This window comes from Pseudoduganella plicata (assembly GCF_004421005.1).
GTDB classification, from domain to species: domain Bacteria; phylum Pseudomonadota; class Gammaproteobacteria; order Burkholderiales; family Burkholderiaceae_D; genus Rugamonas; species Rugamonas plicata.
This window is the reverse complement of the sequence record NZ_CP038026.1, coordinates 664787-683374: the sequence shown is the minus strand read 5'-3', so window position 1 is coordinate 683374 and position 18588 is coordinate 664787. Positions and strand designations below refer to the sequence as shown.

At 65.0% G+C, this 18588-nt stretch carries 15 protein-coding genes and 1 pseudogene; 9 read left to right on the top strand and 7 right to left on the bottom strand.

The genetic code is table 11. From position 1 onward, the window contains the following. Window positions 1-50 precede the first annotated feature (50 nt). On the bottom strand, window positions 51-1688 hold the full coding sequence (locus E1742_RS02865) for an FAD-binding oxidoreductase (RefSeq protein ID WP_134383467.1): 1638 nt from the start codon (window positions 1686-1688) through the stop codon (window positions 51-53). A gap of 1 nt (window position 1689) precedes the next feature. Beyond that, window positions 1690-2436 carry an N-acyl amino acid synthase FeeM domain-containing protein gene (locus tag E1742_RS02860; protein WP_134383466.1) on the bottom strand — a complete coding sequence of 249 codons (747 nt, stop codon included), beginning with the start codon at window positions 2434-2436 and terminating at the stop codon, window positions 1690-1692. A gap of 219 nt (window positions 2437-2655) precedes the next feature. On the opposite strand from E1742_RS02860, the gene E1742_RS02855 reads away from it, so the two are divergent. The 4 genes from E1742_RS02855 to E1742_RS02840 all read left to right on the top strand — a co-directional run bounded on the left by E1742_RS02855 (window position 2656) and on the right by E1742_RS02840 (window position 6495). Then, entirely contained in the window at window positions 2656-3600 is a 945-nt protein-coding gene (locus E1742_RS02855; protein WP_134383465.1) for an EDSAP-1 family PEP-CTERM protein, read from the top strand. 171 nt (window positions 3601-3771) lie between these two features. Beyond that, complete coding sequence (locus tag E1742_RS02850) at window positions 3772-5301, top strand: XrtA system polysaccharide chain length determinant (protein WP_134383464.1); 1530 nt, start codon at window positions 3772-3774, stop codon at window positions 5299-5301. 10 nt (window positions 5302-5311) lie between these two features. Beyond that, window positions 5312-6085: an XrtA-associated tyrosine autokinase gene (locus E1742_RS02845; RefSeq protein WP_134383463.1), complete on the top strand. Its 774-nt coding sequence runs from the start codon at window positions 5312-5314 to the stop codon at window positions 6083-6085. Between the two features lie 188 nt (window positions 6086-6273). Beyond that, complete coding sequence (locus E1742_RS02840; RefSeq protein ID WP_134383462.1) at window positions 6274-6495, top strand: hypothetical protein; 222 nt, start codon at window positions 6274-6276, stop codon at window positions 6493-6495. Between the two features lie 155 nt (window positions 6496-6650). Here E1742_RS02840 and E1742_RS02835 read toward each other — a convergent pair whose 3' ends face one another. Beyond that, window positions 6651-6914 (bottom strand): hypothetical protein, encoded by a 264-nt coding sequence (locus tag E1742_RS02835; protein WP_134383461.1) that lies wholly within the window; start codon window positions 6912-6914, stop codon window positions 6651-6653. A gap of 166 nt (window positions 6915-7080) precedes the next feature. On the opposite strand from E1742_RS02835, the gene E1742_RS02830 reads away from it, so the two are divergent. Together E1742_RS02830 and E1742_RS02825 are read left to right on the top strand one after the other, a co-directional pair. Further along, entirely contained in the window at window positions 7081-9048 is a 1968-nt protein-coding gene (locus E1742_RS02830) for a peptidase U32 family protein (protein WP_134383460.1), read from the top strand. A 279-nt stretch (window positions 9049-9327) separates the two neighbouring features. Further along, window positions 9328-10392, top strand: coding sequence for a M35 family metalloendopeptidase (locus E1742_RS02825; RefSeq protein WP_134383459.1), 1065 nt, complete (start codon window positions 9328-9330; stop codon window positions 10390-10392). A 121-nt stretch (window positions 10393-10513) separates the two neighbouring features. On the opposite strand, the gene E1742_RS02820 is transcribed toward E1742_RS02825, so the two are convergent. After that, the gene (locus tag E1742_RS02820) at window positions 10514-11017 is read right to left on the bottom strand and encodes a hypothetical protein (RefSeq protein ID WP_134383458.1); all 504 of its coding nucleotides are present in this window, start codon (window positions 11015-11017) and stop codon (window positions 10514-10516) included. 109 nt (window positions 11018-11126) lie between these two features. Here E1742_RS02820 and E1742_RS02815 point away from each other — a divergent pair, with 109 nt between their 5' ends. Continuing rightward, window positions 11127-11621, top strand: a complete 495-nt coding sequence (locus tag E1742_RS02815) for an arsinothricin resistance N-acetyltransferase ArsN1 family B (RefSeq protein WP_134383457.1) — start codon at window positions 11127-11129, stop codon at window positions 11619-11621. Here E1742_RS02815 and E1742_RS02810 read toward each other — a convergent pair. After that, window positions 11594-12460, bottom strand: coding sequence for a M48 family metallopeptidase (locus E1742_RS02810; RefSeq protein ID WP_166793396.1), 867 nt, complete (start codon window positions 12458-12460; stop codon window positions 11594-11596). The genes E1742_RS02815 and E1742_RS02810 overlap by 28 nt on opposite strands. Window positions 12461-12632: 172 nt before the next feature. Here E1742_RS02810 and E1742_RS02805 point away from each other — a divergent pair, with 172 nt between their 5' ends. After that, window positions 12633-13115, top strand: a complete 483-nt coding sequence (locus tag E1742_RS02805) for a hypothetical protein (protein ID WP_134383456.1) — start codon at window positions 12633-12635, stop codon at window positions 13113-13115. Between the two features lie 17 nt (window positions 13116-13132). Then, window positions 13133-15520 carry a sensor domain-containing protein gene (locus tag E1742_RS02800; RefSeq protein ID WP_134383455.1) on the top strand — a complete coding sequence of 796 codons (2388 nt, stop codon included), beginning with the start codon at window positions 13133-13135 and terminating at the stop codon, window positions 15518-15520. A gap of 71 nt (window positions 15521-15591) precedes the next feature. Here E1742_RS02800 and E1742_RS02795 read toward each other — a convergent pair whose 3' ends face one another. After that, window positions 15592-16155 (bottom strand): SRPBCC family protein, encoded by a 564-nt coding sequence (locus E1742_RS02795; RefSeq protein ID WP_134383454.1) that lies wholly within the window; start codon window positions 16153-16155, stop codon window positions 15592-15594. A gap of 163 nt (window positions 16156-16318) precedes the next feature. Continuing rightward, window positions 16319-18435, bottom strand: a pseudogene (gene fusA / locus E1742_RS02790) (elongation factor G). Window positions 18436-18588: the final 153 nt, after the last annotated feature.

Sequence of the window (18588 nt, the reverse complement as noted above, 5' to 3'; positions counted from 1 at the left end):
CCGGCACAGCGCGATGTGCCGGAACGCCGCGGCCGCCCCGGCACAACGGCTCAGTCCGATACGCCCTTCCCCGCGTACCGCCCGGGCGCGATAACGCCATGCGGGTCGAGCGCGGCCTTGATGCGGCCGATCATCTGCCAGTACGTGTCGTTGCCATTGTCCAGATCGGCCATCGACTGCAGCCCCACGCGGTAGGGGATGTACCCGGCGCCCACCAGCGTGTCGAACAGCTGGCGGTAGCACCGACCGGCGCGAGCGGCCTCTTCCGGATCCTCCTTGTCATAAGTTACCGTGAGCACGCCGCCCAGCGCCCGTTCGTTGATCATGCTGAACGTGACAAACAGGTCGAAGCGGTGCGCGCCGAAGATCGGTTCGGCCAGCGCATGCACCCGCAGCAGGTCGGCGCCGCGCATCGGCAGCACGGGCGACACCCACAGCATGCCGCAGTTGTCCAGCGCGGGGTTGGCGTTGACCGGGAAATCCGCCGGCAGGCCGCCGCGGCGGCGCCAGTACGCGCCTGCCAGGAAGCGACCGTTCGGAATGCCGCGGTTCATCTCGAACAGCGAACGTCCCAGCGCGACCTTGGCCGTCAGCTGTCTGCCGAGTCGCGTGCGGCCCAGCAGGCGCGCGACAAGGGCGCCTGCCGCAAGCTTGCGTTCGTCGAGAAACCGGACCCGTGCCCGCGTGGCATGCAAGGCGCGGCGCACGGCACGCCGGGCGGCCGCCACCTGGTCCGGGTTGCCGTACAGCGCGCCGGATACCGTCCAGGCGCCCACGCCAGCGGCGCGGCGCATCTGCGCACGCAGCGCCTCCGGCAGCGGTGTAGCGTCCCCGGCCAGCTGGCGCGGAAATGTGCTCCCGCCCGACAGCACACGCAGGTCGTTGCCGATGTGCACGATGCTGCGCAGGGTACCGTCCATGCGCAGCGGGCGCAACACGTCGATGACGGGCGCGATGTCGGCATGCTCCTCCACCGTGCACAGGAAATGGTTGAGCGCGGTTGTTTTCGGCATCAGCCACAGCCCCAGGCTTGTGACGATCCCCATGTTCGACTGGGTAAAGAGTCCGTCCACGAACGGCCCCACACCATAAGGATAGACGCGGTGATTGCCGGCGGTGGGAAAGTGGCCGAAGCCGGTGTCGACCACCTCGCCGTTGGCCAGCACGATGCGCATGCCGGCCACGTTCTGAAACCGGTTGCCGTAGGGCGAATGGCCGAAACCCCGCTCCAGGATATTGCCCATCAGGCTTGTATCGGGGCCGGCGCCCGTCGAGTCCATCCACAACGGCAAATCGTGTTCCAGCAGATAGCGCGACAGCTGTTGCTGCGTGACGCCTGGCTCGATCACGACGTAGGCCAGCTCGGCGTTCACCTCCAGGATGCGGTTCATGCCCGTAAGATCGACGATCGCATGGCCGTCGCCAGGCGCGCATGCGTCGCCATAGCCCCAGTTGCGGCCGGCGCTGATCGGGTACAGCGGGACGCGGCCAGAGGTTGCCCCCTGGACAATACGGACCACCTCATCGGTATTATGCGGGTGCAGGATGGCGACGGGCTGCGTGCTCCACGACGACGTGCTGGCGGCATAGCGCCCAAGCACGGCGGCATCCGTTACGACACGGTCCGGCCCGAGCACGCTGCGCCATGCCGCCAGCGCGGCGTCCACCGGCGAGGCTGCAGTCGCCATTTCAGTCCCTGCCCTGGATCAGGCGGCCGGTGATGCCTGGCTCGTCGCGCAGCGGGAAGAAGTAGGGGTAAAACGAACGTTCGCCCGGCGCCGCTTCCATCTGGCCGCCGAAGCGCTCGATCTGCTCGCCCATGACCGACAGTTCCAGGCGTAGCAGCACGGCCGGCGCGGCCACCCTCGAGCACTGGCGCTCGCCACCGAAGTCGCTGAAGCCCAGCATGCGCTTGTAGAACATCACATGGCGCGGATTGACCTCGATCACGTAATCGGTGAAACCGTGGATATTGCGCGCGTAAATATAGGAGATGTGGATCAGCGCGGCAAACACCCGTTTCGTTACGTCCCGGTCGATCGCGAGGCGCGACGGCTCGCACAGGCGGCACCCCTGCGCTCGCAGCTCGTCGAGCTTGTCGCGGAAATTGTCATCGGCGGGCAGGCCCAGCTTCGCGTCGTCCAGGCACAGGGCCATCGTGCCGACCGTCGCGCCGGCCGTTTCCGCATACAGCGTGATGCGGTTCGGCACGTGTGCCGCTTCCGGGTCCACGTCGTAACCGCGCCAGCCGTACATCTTGCGCAGCAGCAGGCTGGCCGCTTCGCGCTTGCCGGCCGTGCTCGCCATACGGATATGAAAGACCTGCGTGTCGATCGGGTGCGTGTGGGCCGTTGCGATCTCGTGCTCGCGAATGACGAGGTCGCGCAGCTTCGCCGCGGCTTCGAATGAAACGATTGTGTCGTCCAGAGGATGCACAGTCACTCCTGGTGTTTGGTGGGTAATGCTCTTCAGACCGCTGTTCCGGGCGCGAAGTTCCCCAAACGTCGGACTTTTTTTCAACTTCCCCGAATCTCGGCCGCAGCAGCCGCAAGTGTTTGATTCCTAAGGGTACACAAGCCTGGCACGGTTGCTGCTGAATGGTGCTTGTCGGCACGAATAACTGCGGCCGTAACCACTATCAAGGAGTAGCACGCCATGAACATCCTCCGAAAAGGTCTTCTGGTCACGGCAGCCGCCGCGACTCTCGGTATCGCAGCAATGGGCAGCGCACGGGCGGCCACGTTTGCGTCGGCCATTCTGGACATCAACAACTTCCGTCTGCTGCACTCGACTGGCACAGCCTATGCGGCCACCGACTTCGCGACACTGACGGGGACCAACGATGCCCACGCAACGGCGTCGCTGAACGGCGTGTTTGCCAACTCGGCCGATTCGCGCCCGATCCTGTCGGGCGTCCAGCCCGACGTGGCGCACCAGTGCGTCGGCGTGCCGTGCCCGGCGCTGGGTGAGAACAACTACGCCCGCTTCGCCCCCCCGCCACCCGTTCCCGGCAACTTCGGCTACGCCGACCAGCGGCAGATCGGCTCGGCAATCACCATCGGGGCCACCCCGGCCGGGGCGCACGCCACCACCCGTGCGGACGCGTCCACGTCGCAGAACATCCAGGTGGCGTCGGGCAATTCCGATGTCGGCACGTCGACCACCTTCGCGTTCACGCTGGGCCAGTCCGACACGATGACGGTGTCGTTCGATGCGAATCCCTACACCGCAGCTTTCGTGTCGAACGGTGCCGGCGCCACGTCGAACGCGAATGCACGCCTGTCGTGGAGCATCAATATCGTGGACCTGACCACCGGCACTTCGGTGTTCAACTTCGCACCGAACGAGATCAACGGCCTGGCGTCCGTCAGCCGTACCGACGGCAGCCCTGGTTTGCTGCAGTACAACGCGGCCGGTACGGTCTTCTCGTTCCTCGCCACCACGCCGCTGCTCAACGCCGGCACGACGTACCAGATCACCATCCAGCACAACACGCTGGCCAATGCGCTGCAACAGGAAGTGCCGGAACCGGCCACGCTGGCGATCGTAGCGGCCGGGTTGCTAAGCATGTCGCTGGTCAGCCGCCGCCGCAAGTTCTGAACGTGCAGGTTGTGGGCGTTGCAATGCGGCACACAGGGGGCGCACCGTCGGAATACTTGACGGTGCGCCGCGATTGATGCGACGCAACGCCACGTCAGGTTGCCGTCGAGGTCGATAACCCCAGCCATATAATCGAAACGCCCTTGCCGCGTTTCCCTGGAGAATCGACATATGGAAGAAATCATCGCCCAGGTGCAGTCCGCCCTGAAGGGGATCTGGAAGTACCGCTGGTACGCCGTCGCGCTCATGTGGCTGGTGGCGACGCTGGGCTGGCTGCGCGTGCTGACGCTGCCCGACGACTACCAGAGCTCGGCACGCGTCTATGTGGATACGCAGAGCATCCTCAAGCCATTGCTGTCCGGCATGACGACGGTTCCCAATGTCGAGCAGCAGGTCGCCATCATGAGTCGCACCCTGCTGAGCCGGCCAAACCTGGAACGCGTCATGCGTATGGTCGATCTCGACGTTGTCAGCAAAACGCCGCGGGAGCGCGAAAACGCTGTCGACGAGCTGCTGCAGAAGATCCGGATCAGCGGCACTGCCACCTACGACATCTATTCGATCAGCTACAGCAACAGCAACCCGAAGCTGGTCCGCGACGTCGTCCAGTCGCTGCTGACGATTTTTCTTGAAGGCAGTTTCAAGGGCAAGAAAGGCGAAACGGAAAAAGCCGTGCAGTTCATCGACGCCCAGATCCGCGCCTACGAGGACAAGCTGGTCGCGGCAGAGAACTCCCTCAAGGAATTCAAGATGAAGAACGCCACGCTGTTGCCGCGCCAGGGCGTCGATTATGGTTCGCAGCTGCTGATGTCGACCGATGCACTGAACAATGCGAAGCTGGAGCTGGTCGAGGCGGAACAGGCCCGCAACGCCATTAATGCGCAGATCTCCGGCGACGAGCCGATCGTGGGCGCCGATCTCGACCCGGGCACGATCGACAATCCTGAGCTGGACAGCCGCATTGCCGCGCTGAACAAGTCGCTTGACGCGCTGCTGCTGCAGTACACCGAAGCCCATCCGGACATCATTTCGACGAGGCGCCTGATCGCGCTGCTGCAGGAGCGCAAGGTGCAGGAAGCCAGGACCCGCGTCGCGCCGGGCGACCCCGGCAAGAACTACAGCCCGATGCTGCAGCAGCTCAAGGTGGCCCTGGCCGAGGCCGATGCGAAGGTCGCATCGATCCGCGCCCGGGCCGCCGAAATGGAGGCCCGGCACGCCAGCCTGCTGGAGCAGAGCAAGGCTGTGCCCGAGGTGGAATCCCAGCTGGCGCAGCTGAACCGCGATTACGAGATCAACAAGGACAACTACGAAAAGCTGATCGGCCGGCGCGAAGCGGCCAAGCTCTCCGGCGATCTGGCCACGACGACGGAGATGATGACGTTCAAGATCATCGACCCGCCGACCGCGCCGCTACGCCCGATCGGACCGAACCGACCTCTGCTGTACAGCATCGTGCTGGCAATTGCGGTGCTGTCCGGCGCCGCGTTCGCATTGCTGGTCAGCCAGGTACGCCCTACTTACCTCAGCCCTGCCGAGCTGCGCGAGGCCACGGGCCTGCGAGTGCTCGGTGCGGTGGCCATGAACTGGACGGAGCAGGAACGGCGCAAGCGCCGGCGGGGCCAGGTCGGCTTCGGTGCCGGGATCGCCTGCCTGTTTGCGTCATACGGTGGCGTAATGGCCATGTCGCTGCTTCATTCCTAGCGGAGCCATCATGATTCCTTTCGAAGATTCGCAGCGCAGCGAGCCAATCGTGGCTCGCCCGGACGGGCGCAGTGCCGACATCAACCTGGCGCGGCTGCAACAGCTGGGCATGGTGACGCCCGACGGCGGTCGCACGGCCGTGGCGGAGGACTTCCGCATTATCAAGCGGCCGCTGCTGCGCAGCGCGCGCGGCATGGACGGGCAACCCATCCGCAACGGCAACCTGATTGTCGTCACCAGCGCCATGCCCGCCGAGGGCAAGACCTACTGTGCCATCAATCTGGCAATGAGCATGGCGATGGAGCGCGACACCACGGTGCTGCTGGTCGATGCCGACGTGGCCCGGCCGTCCGTGCTGTCCGCGCTGGGCCTGCCGCCGCGCGCCGGCCTGATGGACGTCCTGCTGGACGATGAGCTCGACCTCGGGGACGTGATCCTGAAAACAAACGTGCCGGCACTGAGCCTGCTGCCGGCGGGCCGGCGCAACAAGCACGCCACGGAACTGCTGGCCGGCCGCGGCATGATGCGCCTGCTGGAAGACATTGCCTCGCGCTACCCGGACCGCATCGTCATCTTCGACTCGCCGCCCCTGTTGATCACCACCGAGGCCAGCGTGCTGGCAGCCCAGATGGGGCAGGTCGTGCTGGTGGTCGAAGCGGAGCGCACCACGCACAGCGCCGTGCGCGAAGCACTGCGCCAGCTGGAGCACTGCCCCAACGTCAACCTCATCTACAACAAGACCAGGTCGTTCAGCGGCAATGACTATTACGGGTACTACGACTGACCGCCAACGCCTGCCGCCCCGGCGGGCGCACTGGCGGTACGGCCTGCCGCAAGCATGACGCGCGCGGCGGCCCCCCCTGCGGGCTCCCCCTGCAATGTCGGCAATCCGTTAAGTGCGTCACACAGCTATCTGGCGCACCGGTTTATCGTCTGCCAATGCGAAACGTATCAACGAGAAAAATTTACGCGATGCAGCGCATGTCGCGGGCACTGGAACGCGCCGCCGCCGAGCGCCCGTTCGGCACCGTCACAGACCGGGCCCTGCGCTGGGCCGCCGCGTGGGGCATGGCCTCCGGCATCCGCACGCCGCATGCCAGAGTGCGGCTGCGGCGCGATACGCTGGTGGGCGTGGCCGGATGTGACGAGGGTCGCGATGACGACGATGGCGACAGCGCGCCGTCGGGCTGGTGAGTCTGCGCCGAGCGAACTACAAATGCTGGGAAATGCAGTGAACTTGCCGGCCTTGCCGATCTTCAGGTCGCTCTTCTCCTCATAGTGCAGGTGCTCCCGGTGTGCTCCGTGTGGATGAACTCGTCAGGCCCTGTGCGTCAATCTTGCCGCGCACTTCATGCTGGTGGCCACATGCATCGTGAGGACTCGTGCGCCAGCCGCATGCCCTGGCTGCCCTTGGCCGCACTGTCGTCGGACCGGTACTGCTCGCGCGGCAAGGTCGGCAGTGCGGGCTCGCCGCTGGCAGGTTCGGCCAGCTCGTTTGCGGTGGCCTTGCACGTCATCGCTGCGGGGCCGTAGGTCCGGATATTGGCGCTATCGAGGCGGATCAACGCCTCCAGGGCCGTCGGCAGCACGTGCGCATGGGGAGATGCGGACATGGGCGCGTGTTGCTCAAAATATACTTTTAGTCGTGTATTACACATGAGCTTGGTGTTTTTTTGCAAGCAAGCTTTTCGCTGAAAGCCAGCACCTTCTTGCACCGGCAATCATGACAGGCGGTGCGCGCGAAGCTATAATCTCCGCCTTCGTCGAAGGGAATGCGCCATGTCTTTACTTGATCACCAGCTCGAACTGCTGTCGCCCGCGAAAACCGCCGAGATCGGCCGCGAGGCCATCCTGCACGGCGCCGACGCTGTCTATATCGGCGGCCCCGCGTTCGGCGCCCGCCACAACGCCAGCAATCCGCTCGAGGATATCGCCGGCCTGGTGCAGTTTGCCCACCGCTACCGCGCCCGCATTTTCGTGACGATGAACACGATCATGCATGACGCCGAGCTGGACCTGGCCCGCAAGCAGATCTGGCAGCTGTACGAAGCGGGCGTCGACGCGCTGATCATCCAGGACATGGGCCTGCTCGAACTCGACCTGCCGCCGATCCAGCTGCATGCCAGCACGCAGTGCGACATCCGCACCGTGGAGAAGGCGAAATTCCTGGGCGACGTGGGGTTCTCGCAACTGGTCTTGGCGCGCGAACTGACCATCGAGCAGATCCGCAAGATCCGCGCCGAAGTCGATACGCCGCTTGAGTATTTCATTCACGGCGCGCTGTGCGTGGCCTTTTCCGGCCAGTGCTACATCTCGCACGCGGACACGGGCCGCAGCGCCAACCGCGGCGACTGCTCGCAGGCGTGCCGCTTGCCGTACACCTTGTCCGACGGCCAGGGCCGCGTGGTCGCGTACGACAAGCATCTGCTGTCGATGAAGGACAACGACCAGAGCCGCAATCTGGAAGCGCTGATCGACGCGGGCATCCGCTCGTTCAAGATCGAAGGCCGCTACAAGGACATGGGCTATGTGAAGAACATCACGGCCCACTACCGCCTGCTGCTGGACGAGATCCTGGAGCGCCGCGCCGGCTATGTGCGCGCGGCCAGCGGCCACACGCAGATCTTCTTCACCCCCGACGTGGACAAGAATTTTAACCGAGGCCACACCGATTATTTCGCCACGGGTCGCCAGGAAGACATCGGCGCCTTCGATTCACCCAAATACCTGGGCGTGCAGGTGGGCACCGTCAGCAAGGTAGGCATGGACCACTTCGACATGATGACGGACGCGGCGCTGGCCAATGGCGACGGCCTCAATTACATGAACAAGCGCACCACCGTCGGCATCCAGGCGAATACCGTGCAGAAGCTGGGCGAAAGCGACGACGGCCAGCGCTGGCGCGTTTTCCCGAACGAGCCCGTCAGCGCCCTGCCCGGCCTGAAACCGGGCACGCAGGTACACCGCAACCGCGACCATCAATGGGAAGCGGCGCTCACAAAACGCTCGGCCGACCGCAAGGTGGCGCTGCACCTGGCGCTGGCCGAAGCGGACGGCGGCCTCGCGCTGACCCTACGCGACGAGGACGGCATCGAGACGGTCACGCACGCGCAACTGGCGCTGCAGCCGGCGCATCAGGCCGAGCAGGCGGATGCGGCGCTGCGTAACAGCCTGGCAAAACTGGGCAACACGATGTTCGAGGCGGACGGCATCGAGCTGGCCCTGTCGCAGCCGTGGTTCGTGCCGGCCGCCGCCATCAACGCGCTGCGGCGCGACGCCGTGGCGGCACACGAGGCGGCCCGGCTGGCGGCGTGGGAGCGCCCCGAGCGCAAGGCCCCGGCCGAACCGCGCGCTAGCTATCCCGACACGCAATTGTCGTACCTCGCCAACGTCTATAACGAAAAGGCACGCGCGTTCTACCACAAGCACGGCGTGCAGCTGATCGACGCGGCGTACGAGGCGCACCAGGAACCGGGCGAAGTGTCGCTGATGATCACCAAGCACTGCCTGCGCTTCTCGTTCAACCTGTGCCCGAAGCAGGCCAAGGGGGTGCAAGGGGTGCAGGGCCAGGTCAAGGCCGAGCCGATGACCCTGGTGTCGGGCGAGGAAAAATACATGCTGCGCTTCGACTGCAAGCCGTGCGAAATGCACGTCGTGGGCGCCATGAAACCCGGCATCCTGCGCTCGGCGCCACCGTCGGCGGTGCCGTACAGCCCGCTGACCTTCCACCGCCAGCGTCCAGGCTGAGCTGCCGAGTCATCGGGCAAAGATTCCGCCGCTGCGCCGGCGGCTTTTCCCGATGTTTTCCTTCCAGTTCCGGTTGCTACTCGACAGAAATGTCCCAGATTTAACAATCCGCGACAAAATGTCCAGAATCTTCAAGATGTTGCGCCAAAACCGCGCGAACAATTCCGCCTCGATGTGACAATGTTGACGCCGCGCTAACCTCATGTGAGGATGAGATCACGCCCGCGCCGATCGGCCGGGCAGTTTTCACCCTTCATCACCTCTTTTCAGGAGAACTGCATGAGCTGGAATCACATGGTCAGGTTTGGCGGTACGGTCGCGGCAACGGCACTCTGCATGTCGGCCTACGCGGCATCCGGTGTCGTGGCAAACATCAGCGTCGACAAGCAGTCGCTGGGTCCGGCAGACGACCTGGTTGTCAAGGTCACGCTGACCAACACGACGTCGACGCCGCAGCGCCTGCTCAAATGGCAGACGCCGTTCGGCCCGATCACGGAATCGCTGTTCGACGTGACCCGCGACGGCGTGCCGGTGGCTTACGAGGGCAAGCACGTCAAGCGTCCGGCACCGCGCGCCTCCGACTACTTCGTCATCCAGCCAGGCAAGTCGCACACGGCATCCGTCGAACTGTCGTCGCTGTACGACCTGTCCGCCACCGGCGACTATGCGATCCGCTTCGTGGCCATCGGCCCGGAAAGCGCGCCGACCACCAAAGGTGGCAGCGCGGCCAAGTCGGCCCCGGCTGGCGAGGACGACGACCTGGTCAAGTCCGAAGCCGTGCAGGTGTGGATCGAAGGCTCGAACCTGCGCAAGTCGGCCCCGGCACCGGAAGGCGAAGGCCTGACGTTCACGTCGTGCAGCGCATCGCAGCAGTCGTCGATCAATTCCGCGTTCACGGCGGCCAAGACGATGGCGAACGGCTCCGTCAGCTACCTGAACGCCGGCACGCGCGGCACGCGCTACACGAAATGGTTCGGCACCTACGACGCGACCCGCTACAACACCGTCAAGACGCACTTCGCCAACATCAAGAACGCGCTGGACACCAAGCCCGTCAACGTCGACTGCAGCTGCACGGACAGCTACTACGCTTACGTGTATCCGAACCAGCCGTACAAGATCTATGTCTGCAATGCCTTCTGGAGCGCGCCGACGTCCGGCACGGATTCGAAAGGCGGCACGCTGGTGCACGAGCTGAGCCACTTCACTGTGGTGGCCGGCACGGACGACTGGGCGTACGGCCAGTCCGCCGCGGCATCGCTGGCGACGAGCAACCCTGCCCGCGCCGTCGACAACGCCGACTCGCACGAATACTTCAGCGAAAACACGCCGGCGCTGCCATAAGACCGGTCACGCGAAGGGGAGATTTGAGGCCGCCTGCGGGCGGCCTTTTCATTGGCGCCGACACCCGTCACGGGGCCGGCGCCGGCGATCGAACATTGTTATCGCACGTCCTGATTTCACCTCATGGCCGTGCCGTGAAACTGAAACGCACCGCGGGCGCCGTCAGCCGGCCCGACGGCGCACCGCCGGCCAGCGCCTGCACATCGGCGCCGTAATTGCCGCCGTACGAAAGGTGATAGTCGTGCGTCCCGGGCTGGAACCCATAGGCGGGCGTGATGTCGATCGTATGCCGGTGCGTCGCGTGCGGCGCCAGCACGACGAAATCGTCGGCCGTCAGCGGCCCGCGCTTGACCATGCGGCCCTGGTACGGCACCTCCTGCCCCGTGCGGGCGTCGCGCACGTCGAACACGCGACCGTCCAGCTGCGTCGCGGCGGCAATCGCGCGCGGCACGTAGACGGGGCGCGCCCCCTTGTTCTCGAGCTGGACGGTGACGCGCACGCGTCCTTCGCCAGCGTCCACCGCCAGTGCCATCGCCACGTTATCCGTGCCTACGTCGTTCATGCCCGTTCCTCCCGCCATGCCCGCCGCCAGCAGCAGGGCCATCGATAAAGCGCGCTTTTCCATGATCGCCTCCCGTTTTCGAACCATGGACAGTATATGCCAGGCACTGCCGCGTTGACGCCAGCGTGGCCCATCGTTATAGTCGGGCAACCCGGTCCAAAGGAGCCCCAGCTTGACCATCCGCCCCGCCACCCCGCACGACGCCGCCGCCATCGCGGCCATCTACAACCCGTACATCGCCGATACCACGATCAGTTTTGAAGAAGCGCCGGTCAGTGCCGACGACATGCGCGGGCGCATCGCGGCCGTGCAGGACGGCGGCCTGCCGTGGCTGGTGCTGGAACACGATGGCGAGATTGCCGGCTATGCCTATGCGACGAAATGGCGCGTGCGCCATGCCTACCGGTTTTCCGTCGAGACGTCGGTCTACCTGGCGCCGCGGCATGCCGGCAAGGGTGCGGGCACTGCGCTGTACACGGCGCTGCTGGAAATGCTGCGCGCGGCCGGCTGCCACCTGGCGATCGGCGGCATCGCGCAGCCGAATGCCGCCAGCGTCGCCCTGCATGAGAAGATGGGGTACCGCAAGGTTGCCCACTTCGGCGAAGTGGGCTTCAAGTTCGGCAGGTGGATCGACGTGGCTTACTGGGAGCGGCGGCTGGACGACTGAGCCGCCGGCGGCACTGTCGCCGCCGCGCGGTACAGCGGCGTCACCTTCGGCAGCATGGCCGTCAGTTCCGTGATGCGCGTCTGGTGCGACGGGTGCGTGGACGTGAACTGCGCCTGCTGGCGCCCCTTGTCCTGAGCCTGCATCTTGCGCCAGACAGCGACCGACGCCTCCGGCCTGTAGCCGGCCCGCGCCGCCAGCTCCAGCCCCATCGCGTCGGCCTCGGATTCGTTCTGGCGCGAGTTCGGCAGCATGTACAGGTAGTGGGCCACCGTGTTGGCGGCCTCGATCTGCGCGGCGCTGTTCGGTGCTGCCGCCAGCGCCGTCGTCGTCAGCGCATTCTGCGCGTACGCCTGCGACACGCGCTCGCGGCCGTGCTCGCGCAGTGCGTGGGCGATCTCGTGGCCCATGACGATGGCAATCTCGTCGTCCGTCATCTTCAGCTGGCGCACCAGCCCGGTATAGAACGTGATCTTGCCGCCGGGCGCGCACGTGGCGTTCTGCACCGGTGCGTCGATCAGCGAGACCTGCCAGTTCCATTTGACGGCGTCGTCGCGGAACGTCCCGACCTGCGCCTGCAGGCGCGTGGCGATGCGCTTCAGCCGCTCCAGCTCCGGGCCCTTCGTCACCAGCTTGCCCGCCTGCTGCGCGTCGCGGTTCTGGCGCGTGTAGCTCACCAGGGCCATGCGTTCGACGGTGTCGGCCGACACCAGCATCATCTGCTGCCGCTGCACGCCGACGACACCAGGCTTGGTGGTGGTCGCGCATGCCGCCAGCGCCAGTGCGATTGTCAGTACGGCGGCCCCAGTCAGGTTCGGTTTTGCGGTCGTGGATGCGTTCATCTTGCTTCTCCGGAGGTGGTGGAGTTCCACTGTCGGTGATGCCTGCAGGACAGTCAAATGCCAACTGGCAATTGTTGAACGCGGATCAAACGTTAAGGATGAAATAACAATTCGCGTTGATCTGTCGCTATAATTGCCGCGCTATTAACAGAACATACGGACGAGGACAACAATGAACAGGATTGCACTGCTGGGAGCCGCCATGGCGACGCTGTCGATGGGGGCCCAGGCCAACCCGTTCGAGCTGATCGACTCGCAGCCGCGCAGCGAACTGTGGGTCAATCCGGGCTTCTACTCGTACCATGTCCAGAGCGACAAGGACCTCGACAACACCAACCCCGGCATCGGCGCCGAATACCGCTTTTCCACGGTGGCCTCGGCCACGGTGGGGCGTTTCCACAACAGCGACCGCGCCATTTCCAATTACATCGGCGTGTATTACCAGCCTGTGGCGATCGGGCCCGTGCGCATCGGCGCGGTTGTCGGCGCCTTTGACGGGTATCCGAAAATGCGCGACGGCGGCTGGTTCCCGGCCGTGATTCCCATCGTGAGCGTGGAGTACAACCGGTTTGGCGTGAACTTTGCTATTGTACCGACGTACAAGGACCGCCTGCATGGCGCACTTGCCGTCCAGCTGAAATTCAAGCTGTTCTGAGCGGCCTTCCGACCATCATGAATCACATCGCAAGCAAAGAAGAAGCGCAGCTGGTGCGGCCCGGGGACGACACCGGGCAGCCGGACGATGGCTGCGCCGAGCTGGCACGCCTGGCCGGCTACATCGTCGGCCGTCCCGTGCCGCGCGAGGCGTTGGCGGACGAGGTCCGCCTGCTGGCCCTGGCGCCGCCCGCCATGAGCCCGGCGCAACGGCAGGCATTGTCGGACCTGGCGGCCGCTGCGCGCGCCCGGCAGGAGCTGCGCCGCAAGCTGTCGCGGGCCGAGAGTTTCCTGTCCGGGTTTGCCGAGCATTCGCCCTCGCCGCTGTGGATCAAGGACCGCTCCGGCAGCTATGTGATGGGCAATGCCGCGCTGCACGGCTTCTTTGGCGTACCCACCGTCGTCGGGAAGGACGACAGCCACTTCTGGCCTGAAGACGTGCGCCGCAGCCTGGAAGAGCAGGATCGTGCCGTGCTGGACAACGGCGAGGTCATCAAGACGATGGAAACGTCGCACGACGGCGCGCGCCACTGGCTCGTCCATAAATTCCCGATCGACGTGGACGGCGAACCATTCCTGGGTGGCTCCGCCATCGACATGACGGAGGAAGTGGCCAAGGAGCGTGCGCTGATCCGGCACGACAATTTCTATGTGCTGCTGTCGCGCCTGTCCGCCATCATTTCGCGCGCCCGCTCGCTGGAAGCCCTGTGCCTGGACACGTGCCGCGAAGCGGCCCATCAGCCGGGCCTGGAAATCGTCGACATCAGCCGGCGCGACGAAGCCACGGGCGCCATCCGGCTGTTCACCTCGGCATTGCGCGACGGCAGCGAACACGAGTGGCGCAGCGACGAGGACAGCGCGGCGCACGCCGACTGGTTCATGCACGAACTGGCCGTCGCCGCGGCGGCGTCGGGCACGCTGCAGTTCTCCAACGACGTCAACCACGGCTGCACGCGGCGCGATATCCGCTCGTGCATGGCCATTCCGCTGCTTGTCAATGGCAAGTGCTGGGGCGTCATCTCCTTTTACTCGACCCGCCCCGAATTCTTCGACAGCTTCTATCGCGAGCGCGCCGGCGAACTGGGCACGGAACTGAGCTTCGGCCTCGAGCGGCTGCTCAACGCTCAGGAACTGCACCGTCTGGCGCGTACCAATGCGCTGTCCGGCCTGCCCAGCCGCCTGCATTTCGACGAGGAAGTGGCCGCGCTGGCCGCCGGAAATGCCAGCGGCACGGTCCTCCTCATCAATATCAACCGTTTCGACGAGATCAGTTCCGCCTACGGCAACACGGCCGCCATCGGCCTCATGCGGCAGGTGGCGCAGCGCCTGCGGGGCGAAGTCGCGGAGCGCATGGTGCTCTCCCACGTCGGGATCGGCCGCTTCGCGCTGTTCTATCCCGTCGACGAGGCACGCTCGCCGCGCGGCTACGTGCATGACGTCATCATCCCGCTGCTGGAAGGCTCGTACCAGGTGGACCAGCACAGGATCTGGTGCACGGTCAATGTGGGTGCCGCCATGCTGCCGGAAGATGGCACGACGGCGGACGAGCTGCTCGTCAAGGCATGGGACGCCCTCGCCGGGGCGCGCCATATGGAAGAGCACATCGGCTTCTACGACCGGGATGCGGACCATGCGCTGGCGCGCCAGATCAGCATGGAAGCGGAGCTGCGCGATGCCGTGGAGCGCGGCGAGTTCGTCAATTACTATCAGCCGAAGGTGGACCTCAAGACGGGCAAGATCGCCGGCGCCGAGGCGCTGGTGCGCTGGAACCACCCGACGCGCGGCATCGTACCGCCCGCCGAGTTCGTGCCCGTGCTGGAACGCAGCGGGCTCGTCATCGAGGTGGGCCGGATCGTCATGCAGAAGGCCATGGAGGACTGGCGCACGTGGCACGACGCCGGCCTGACGCCGCCGCAGATCGCCGTCAACGTCGCGCCCGCCCAGTTCCGCTGCGACACGCTGTTCGACGACATCGAAAAGGCGCTGAACACGGCCGAGGCGCACATGCGTCCGCTGTCGATCGAGGTGACGGAAAGCAGCCTGGTGTCGGACCACCGCCGCGTGGTCGATATCCTGACGCGCGTGCGCAATCTCGACGTGCCGGTCGCCATAGACGACTTCGGCACCGGCTATTCGTCGCTGGCCTACCTCGTCACATTGCCGGTGGACGTGCTCAAGATCGACCGCTCCTTCGTCATCAAGATGGCGCAGGACTCGGGCTACATGGGGCTGGTGCAGACGATCGTTTCGCTGGCGCACAACCTGGAGCTGGAAGTCGTGGCCGAGGGCATCGAGAAGCCGGAGGAAGCCAAGCTGCTCAAGCTGCTGCGATGTGAATACGGGCAGGGAAATCTGTACGGCAAGCCGGTGCCGGCGGAGGAATTCGCGTTGCTGTTGAAAAAATAAAACCCGGGACAGACCCGGGTTTCATGGCAACATTGCCCGGAACAGGGAGCTGTCCCGGATTACTGCATCGCTCAGTGCGTCACTGCGGGCTTGCCCTGCCCGGCAATCGTGCCGCGCCACGCGCCCGTTTCATGGCCGCGCGACTCGATCATTTCCTTGAAGCGCTTCAGGTTGCCCACGGCTTCGATGCGCACGGCGCCCAGCGCGTCGCCGATCGATTCGACCGTACTTTCCGGCGTGTACGTCATCTCCAGGGTGATGCGGGTGCGGTTGCCGCCCAGCGATTCGAAGCTCACGGTGCCGCTGTTGGGCGTGCCCGTGGTGCTGCGCCAGGAGATGCGCTTGTCCGGGATCTGCTGGACGATTTCCGCATCCCACTCGATCGGCTTGCCCATGACGTCCGCCTTCCAGTGCAGGCGCTTGTCGTCCAGCTGCTTGATCGAATGGACGCTGTCCATGAACGACGGGAAATCTTCGAACTGCGTCCACTGATCGTAGGCCGTGCGTACAGGCACATCGACGGTGATCGATTCCTTCACGGACGAGCTGTTCTTCTGCGCGCCGTTCCGCTTGAGCTGCTTGGCAATCAGGGCGCCGCCGACGGCAAGCGCGGCGAGAGTGACTAATCGGTTCATCTGGTCCTCCTTCTTTGACAGTGTTAACGACAGGTTCATGATGACTTCAGCTGTTGCGTAATAGTCCCTTGCAACCAAGGGCCAGAGCGCATGGTAAGCGCATCCGGCGGTCCTCGATATAGGTCGTTTTGCACTCTTGCTGTAGTCCCTCTCCGTCAAAGTGTCAGTGCTGCGCGTCCGGACGCCGGCCCGTGGCGATCTGGTCGAGGATGTGCTTCGGCACGGCCGCGTAATGCTTGAACTCCATCGTGTATGTGGCGCGGCCCTGCGTCAGCGAGCGCAACGTGGTCGAGTAGCCGAACATCTCCGCCAGCGGCACCAGCGCCTTGATCTGCTTGCCGCCGCCGCCCGGAATCTCGTCCATGCCCTGCACCATGCCGCGCCGCGCCGTCAGGTCGCCCATCACGTTGCCCATGAACTCTTCCGGCGTTTCCACCTCGACGTCCATCATCGGCTCCAGCAACTGCGGATCGGCGCGGCGCATGCCGTCCTTGAACGCGATCGAGCCGGCCATGCGGAACGCATTCTCGTTCGAATCCACGTCGTGATACGAGCCGAACGTCAACGTCGCGCGCACGTCTACGACGGGGTAGCCGGCCAGCACGCCGCTGCGCAGCGTTTCCTGGATCCCCTTGTCGACAGCCGGAATGTATTCGCGCGGCACCACGCCGCCCTTGATGGCGTCGACGAATTCATAGCCCTTGCCGTGTTCCAGCGGCTCGAGCTTGAGCACGACGTGGCCATACTGTCCCTTGCCGCCGGACTGCTTGATGAACTTGCCCTCGACGTCCGACACCGGCTTGACGATGGTCTCGCGGTAGGCCACCTGCGGCTTGCCCACCGACGCTTCCACGCCGAATTCGCGCCGCATCCGGTCCACCAGGATCTCCAGGTGCAGCTCGCCCATGCCGGACATGATGGTCTGGCCCGATTCCTCGTCCGTGTGCACGCGGAACGACGGGTCCTCCTGCGCCAGCCGGTTCAGCGCGATGCCCATCTTTTCCTGGTCGGCCTTGGTCTTCGGCTCGACGGCCTGCGAGATGACGGGTTCCGGGAAGATCATCTTTTCCAGCACGATCACGTGTTCGGGGGAGGACAGCGTGTCGCCCGTCGTCACCGCCTTCAGGCCGACGGCGGCGGCGATGTCGCCCGCGTACACGTCCTTGATTTCCTTGCGCTCGTTGGCGTGCATCTGCAGGATACGGCCCAGGCGCTCCTTCTGCCCCTTGGTCGGGTTGTAGACGCTGTCGCCGGAGTGGACGACGCCGGAATACACGCGGAAGAACGCCAGCTGGCCCACGAACGGGTCGGTCATGATCTTGAACGCCAGCGCGGCAAACGGATCGGCGTCGGTCGGATGGCGCTCGATCTCGTTGTCGCTCTCGTCATGACCGGCAATCGCGGGCACGTCCGCCGGCGACGGCAGGTACTCGACGACGGCATCGAGCATCGCCTGTACGCCCTTGTTCTTGAATGCGCTGCCGGCCAGCATCGGCACGATCTCGCCGCGGATGGTGCGCAGGCGCAGCGCCGCCTTGAGTTCCTCTTCCGTCAGGATGTCGCCGTTCAGGTATTTTTCCGTCAGCTCCGGCGTCGCCTCGGCGGCCGCCTCCACCATTGCGTCGTGCCACTTCTGCGCCAGCGGCAGCAGGTCCGCGGGATGGGCTCGTAGGTGAAATGCAGGCCCTGGCTGGCATCGTCCCAGATGATCGCACGCATCTTGACCAGGTCGATGACGCCCTGGTAGTGGTCCTCGGCGCCCACCGGAATCTGGATCGGCACCGCGTTGCCCTTCAGGCGGTCGCGGATCTGCTGCTGCACGCGGAAGAAGTCCGCGCCCACGCGGTCCATCTTGTTGACGAAGGCAATGCGCGGCACCTTGTACTTGTTCGCCTGGCGCCACACGGTCTCCGACTGCGGCTGCACGCCGCCGACGGCGTCGTACACCATCACCGCCCCGTCCAGCACGCGCATCGAGCGCTCCACTTCGATGGTGAAGTCGACGTGGCCGGGCGTGTCGATGATATTGATGCGGTGCTCGGCGAAGTTGCCGGCCATGCCGCGCCAGAACGCCGTGGTGGCGGCGGACGTGATGGTGATGCCGCGTTCCTGCTCCTGCTCCATCCAGTCCATCGTGGCCGCGCCGTTGTGCACTTCCCCGATCTTGTGGTTGACACCCGTGTAGAACAGGATGCGTTCCGTGGTGGTTGTCTTGCCGGCATCGATGTGCGCGGAAATGCCGATATTGCGGTAACGCTCGATGGGGGTCTTGCGGCTCATGACGGTCTCCTTGGACTGCAGCACGGGTTCTCGATTCATTCTAGCAGCGCCTGCGCTGTCGTGCGACCGGTCATCGGCCGGCTGCCTTATACTGGCAGGTTAATACTTACTAACCAATATGATGACGATGAAACTGCGCCCTTCCCCTCTCCT

Excerpts from the sequence above, each read along its gene's own strand:
- E1742_RS02800 (WP_134383455.1), top strand. The coding sequence starts at position 13,133 with ATGAATCACATCGCAAGCAAAGAAGAAGCGCAGCTGGTGCGGCCCGGG.
- E1742_RS02825 (WP_134383459.1), top strand. The coding sequence starts at position 9,328 with ATGAGCTGGAATCACATGGTCAGGTTTGGCGGTACGGTCGCGGCAACG.
- E1742_RS02855 (WP_134383465.1), top strand. The coding sequence starts at position 2,656 with ATGAACATCCTCCGAAAAGGTCTTCTGGTCACGGCAGCCGCCGCGACT.
- E1742_RS02795 (WP_134383454.1), bottom strand. The coding sequence starts at position 16,155 with ATGAACCGATTAGTCACTCTCGCCGCGCTTGCCGTCGGCGGCGCCCTG.
- E1742_RS02835 (WP_134383461.1), bottom strand. The coding sequence starts at position 6,914 with ATGTCCGCATCTCCCCATGCGCACGTGCTGCCGACGGCCCTGGAGGCG.
- E1742_RS02830 (WP_134383460.1), top strand. The coding sequence starts at position 7,081 with ATGTCTTTACTTGATCACCAGCTCGAACTGCTGTCGCCCGCGAAAACC.
- E1742_RS02845 (WP_134383463.1), top strand. The coding sequence starts at position 5,312 with ATGATTCCTTTCGAAGATTCGCAGCGCAGCGAGCCAATCGTGGCTCGC.
- E1742_RS02840 (WP_134383462.1), top strand. The coding sequence starts at position 6,274 with ATGCAGCGCATGTCGCGGGCACTGGAACGCGCCGCCGCCGAGCGCCCG.
- E1742_RS02805 (WP_134383456.1), top strand. The coding sequence starts at position 12,633 with ATGAACAGGATTGCACTGCTGGGAGCCGCCATGGCGACGCTGTCGATG.
- E1742_RS02850 (WP_134383464.1), top strand. The coding sequence starts at position 3,772 with ATGGAAGAAATCATCGCCCAGGTGCAGTCCGCCCTGAAGGGGATCTGG.
- E1742_RS02820 (WP_134383458.1), bottom strand. The coding sequence starts at position 11,017 with ATGGAAAAGCGCGCTTTATCGATGGCCCTGCTGCTGGCGGCGGGCATG.
- E1742_RS02810 (WP_166793396.1), bottom strand. The coding sequence starts at position 12,460 with ATGAACGCATCCACGACCGCAAAACCGAACCTGACTGGGGCCGCCGTA.
- E1742_RS02865 (WP_134383467.1), bottom strand. The coding sequence starts at position 1,688 with ATGGCGACTGCAGCCTCGCCGGTGGACGCCGCGCTGGCGGCATGGCGC.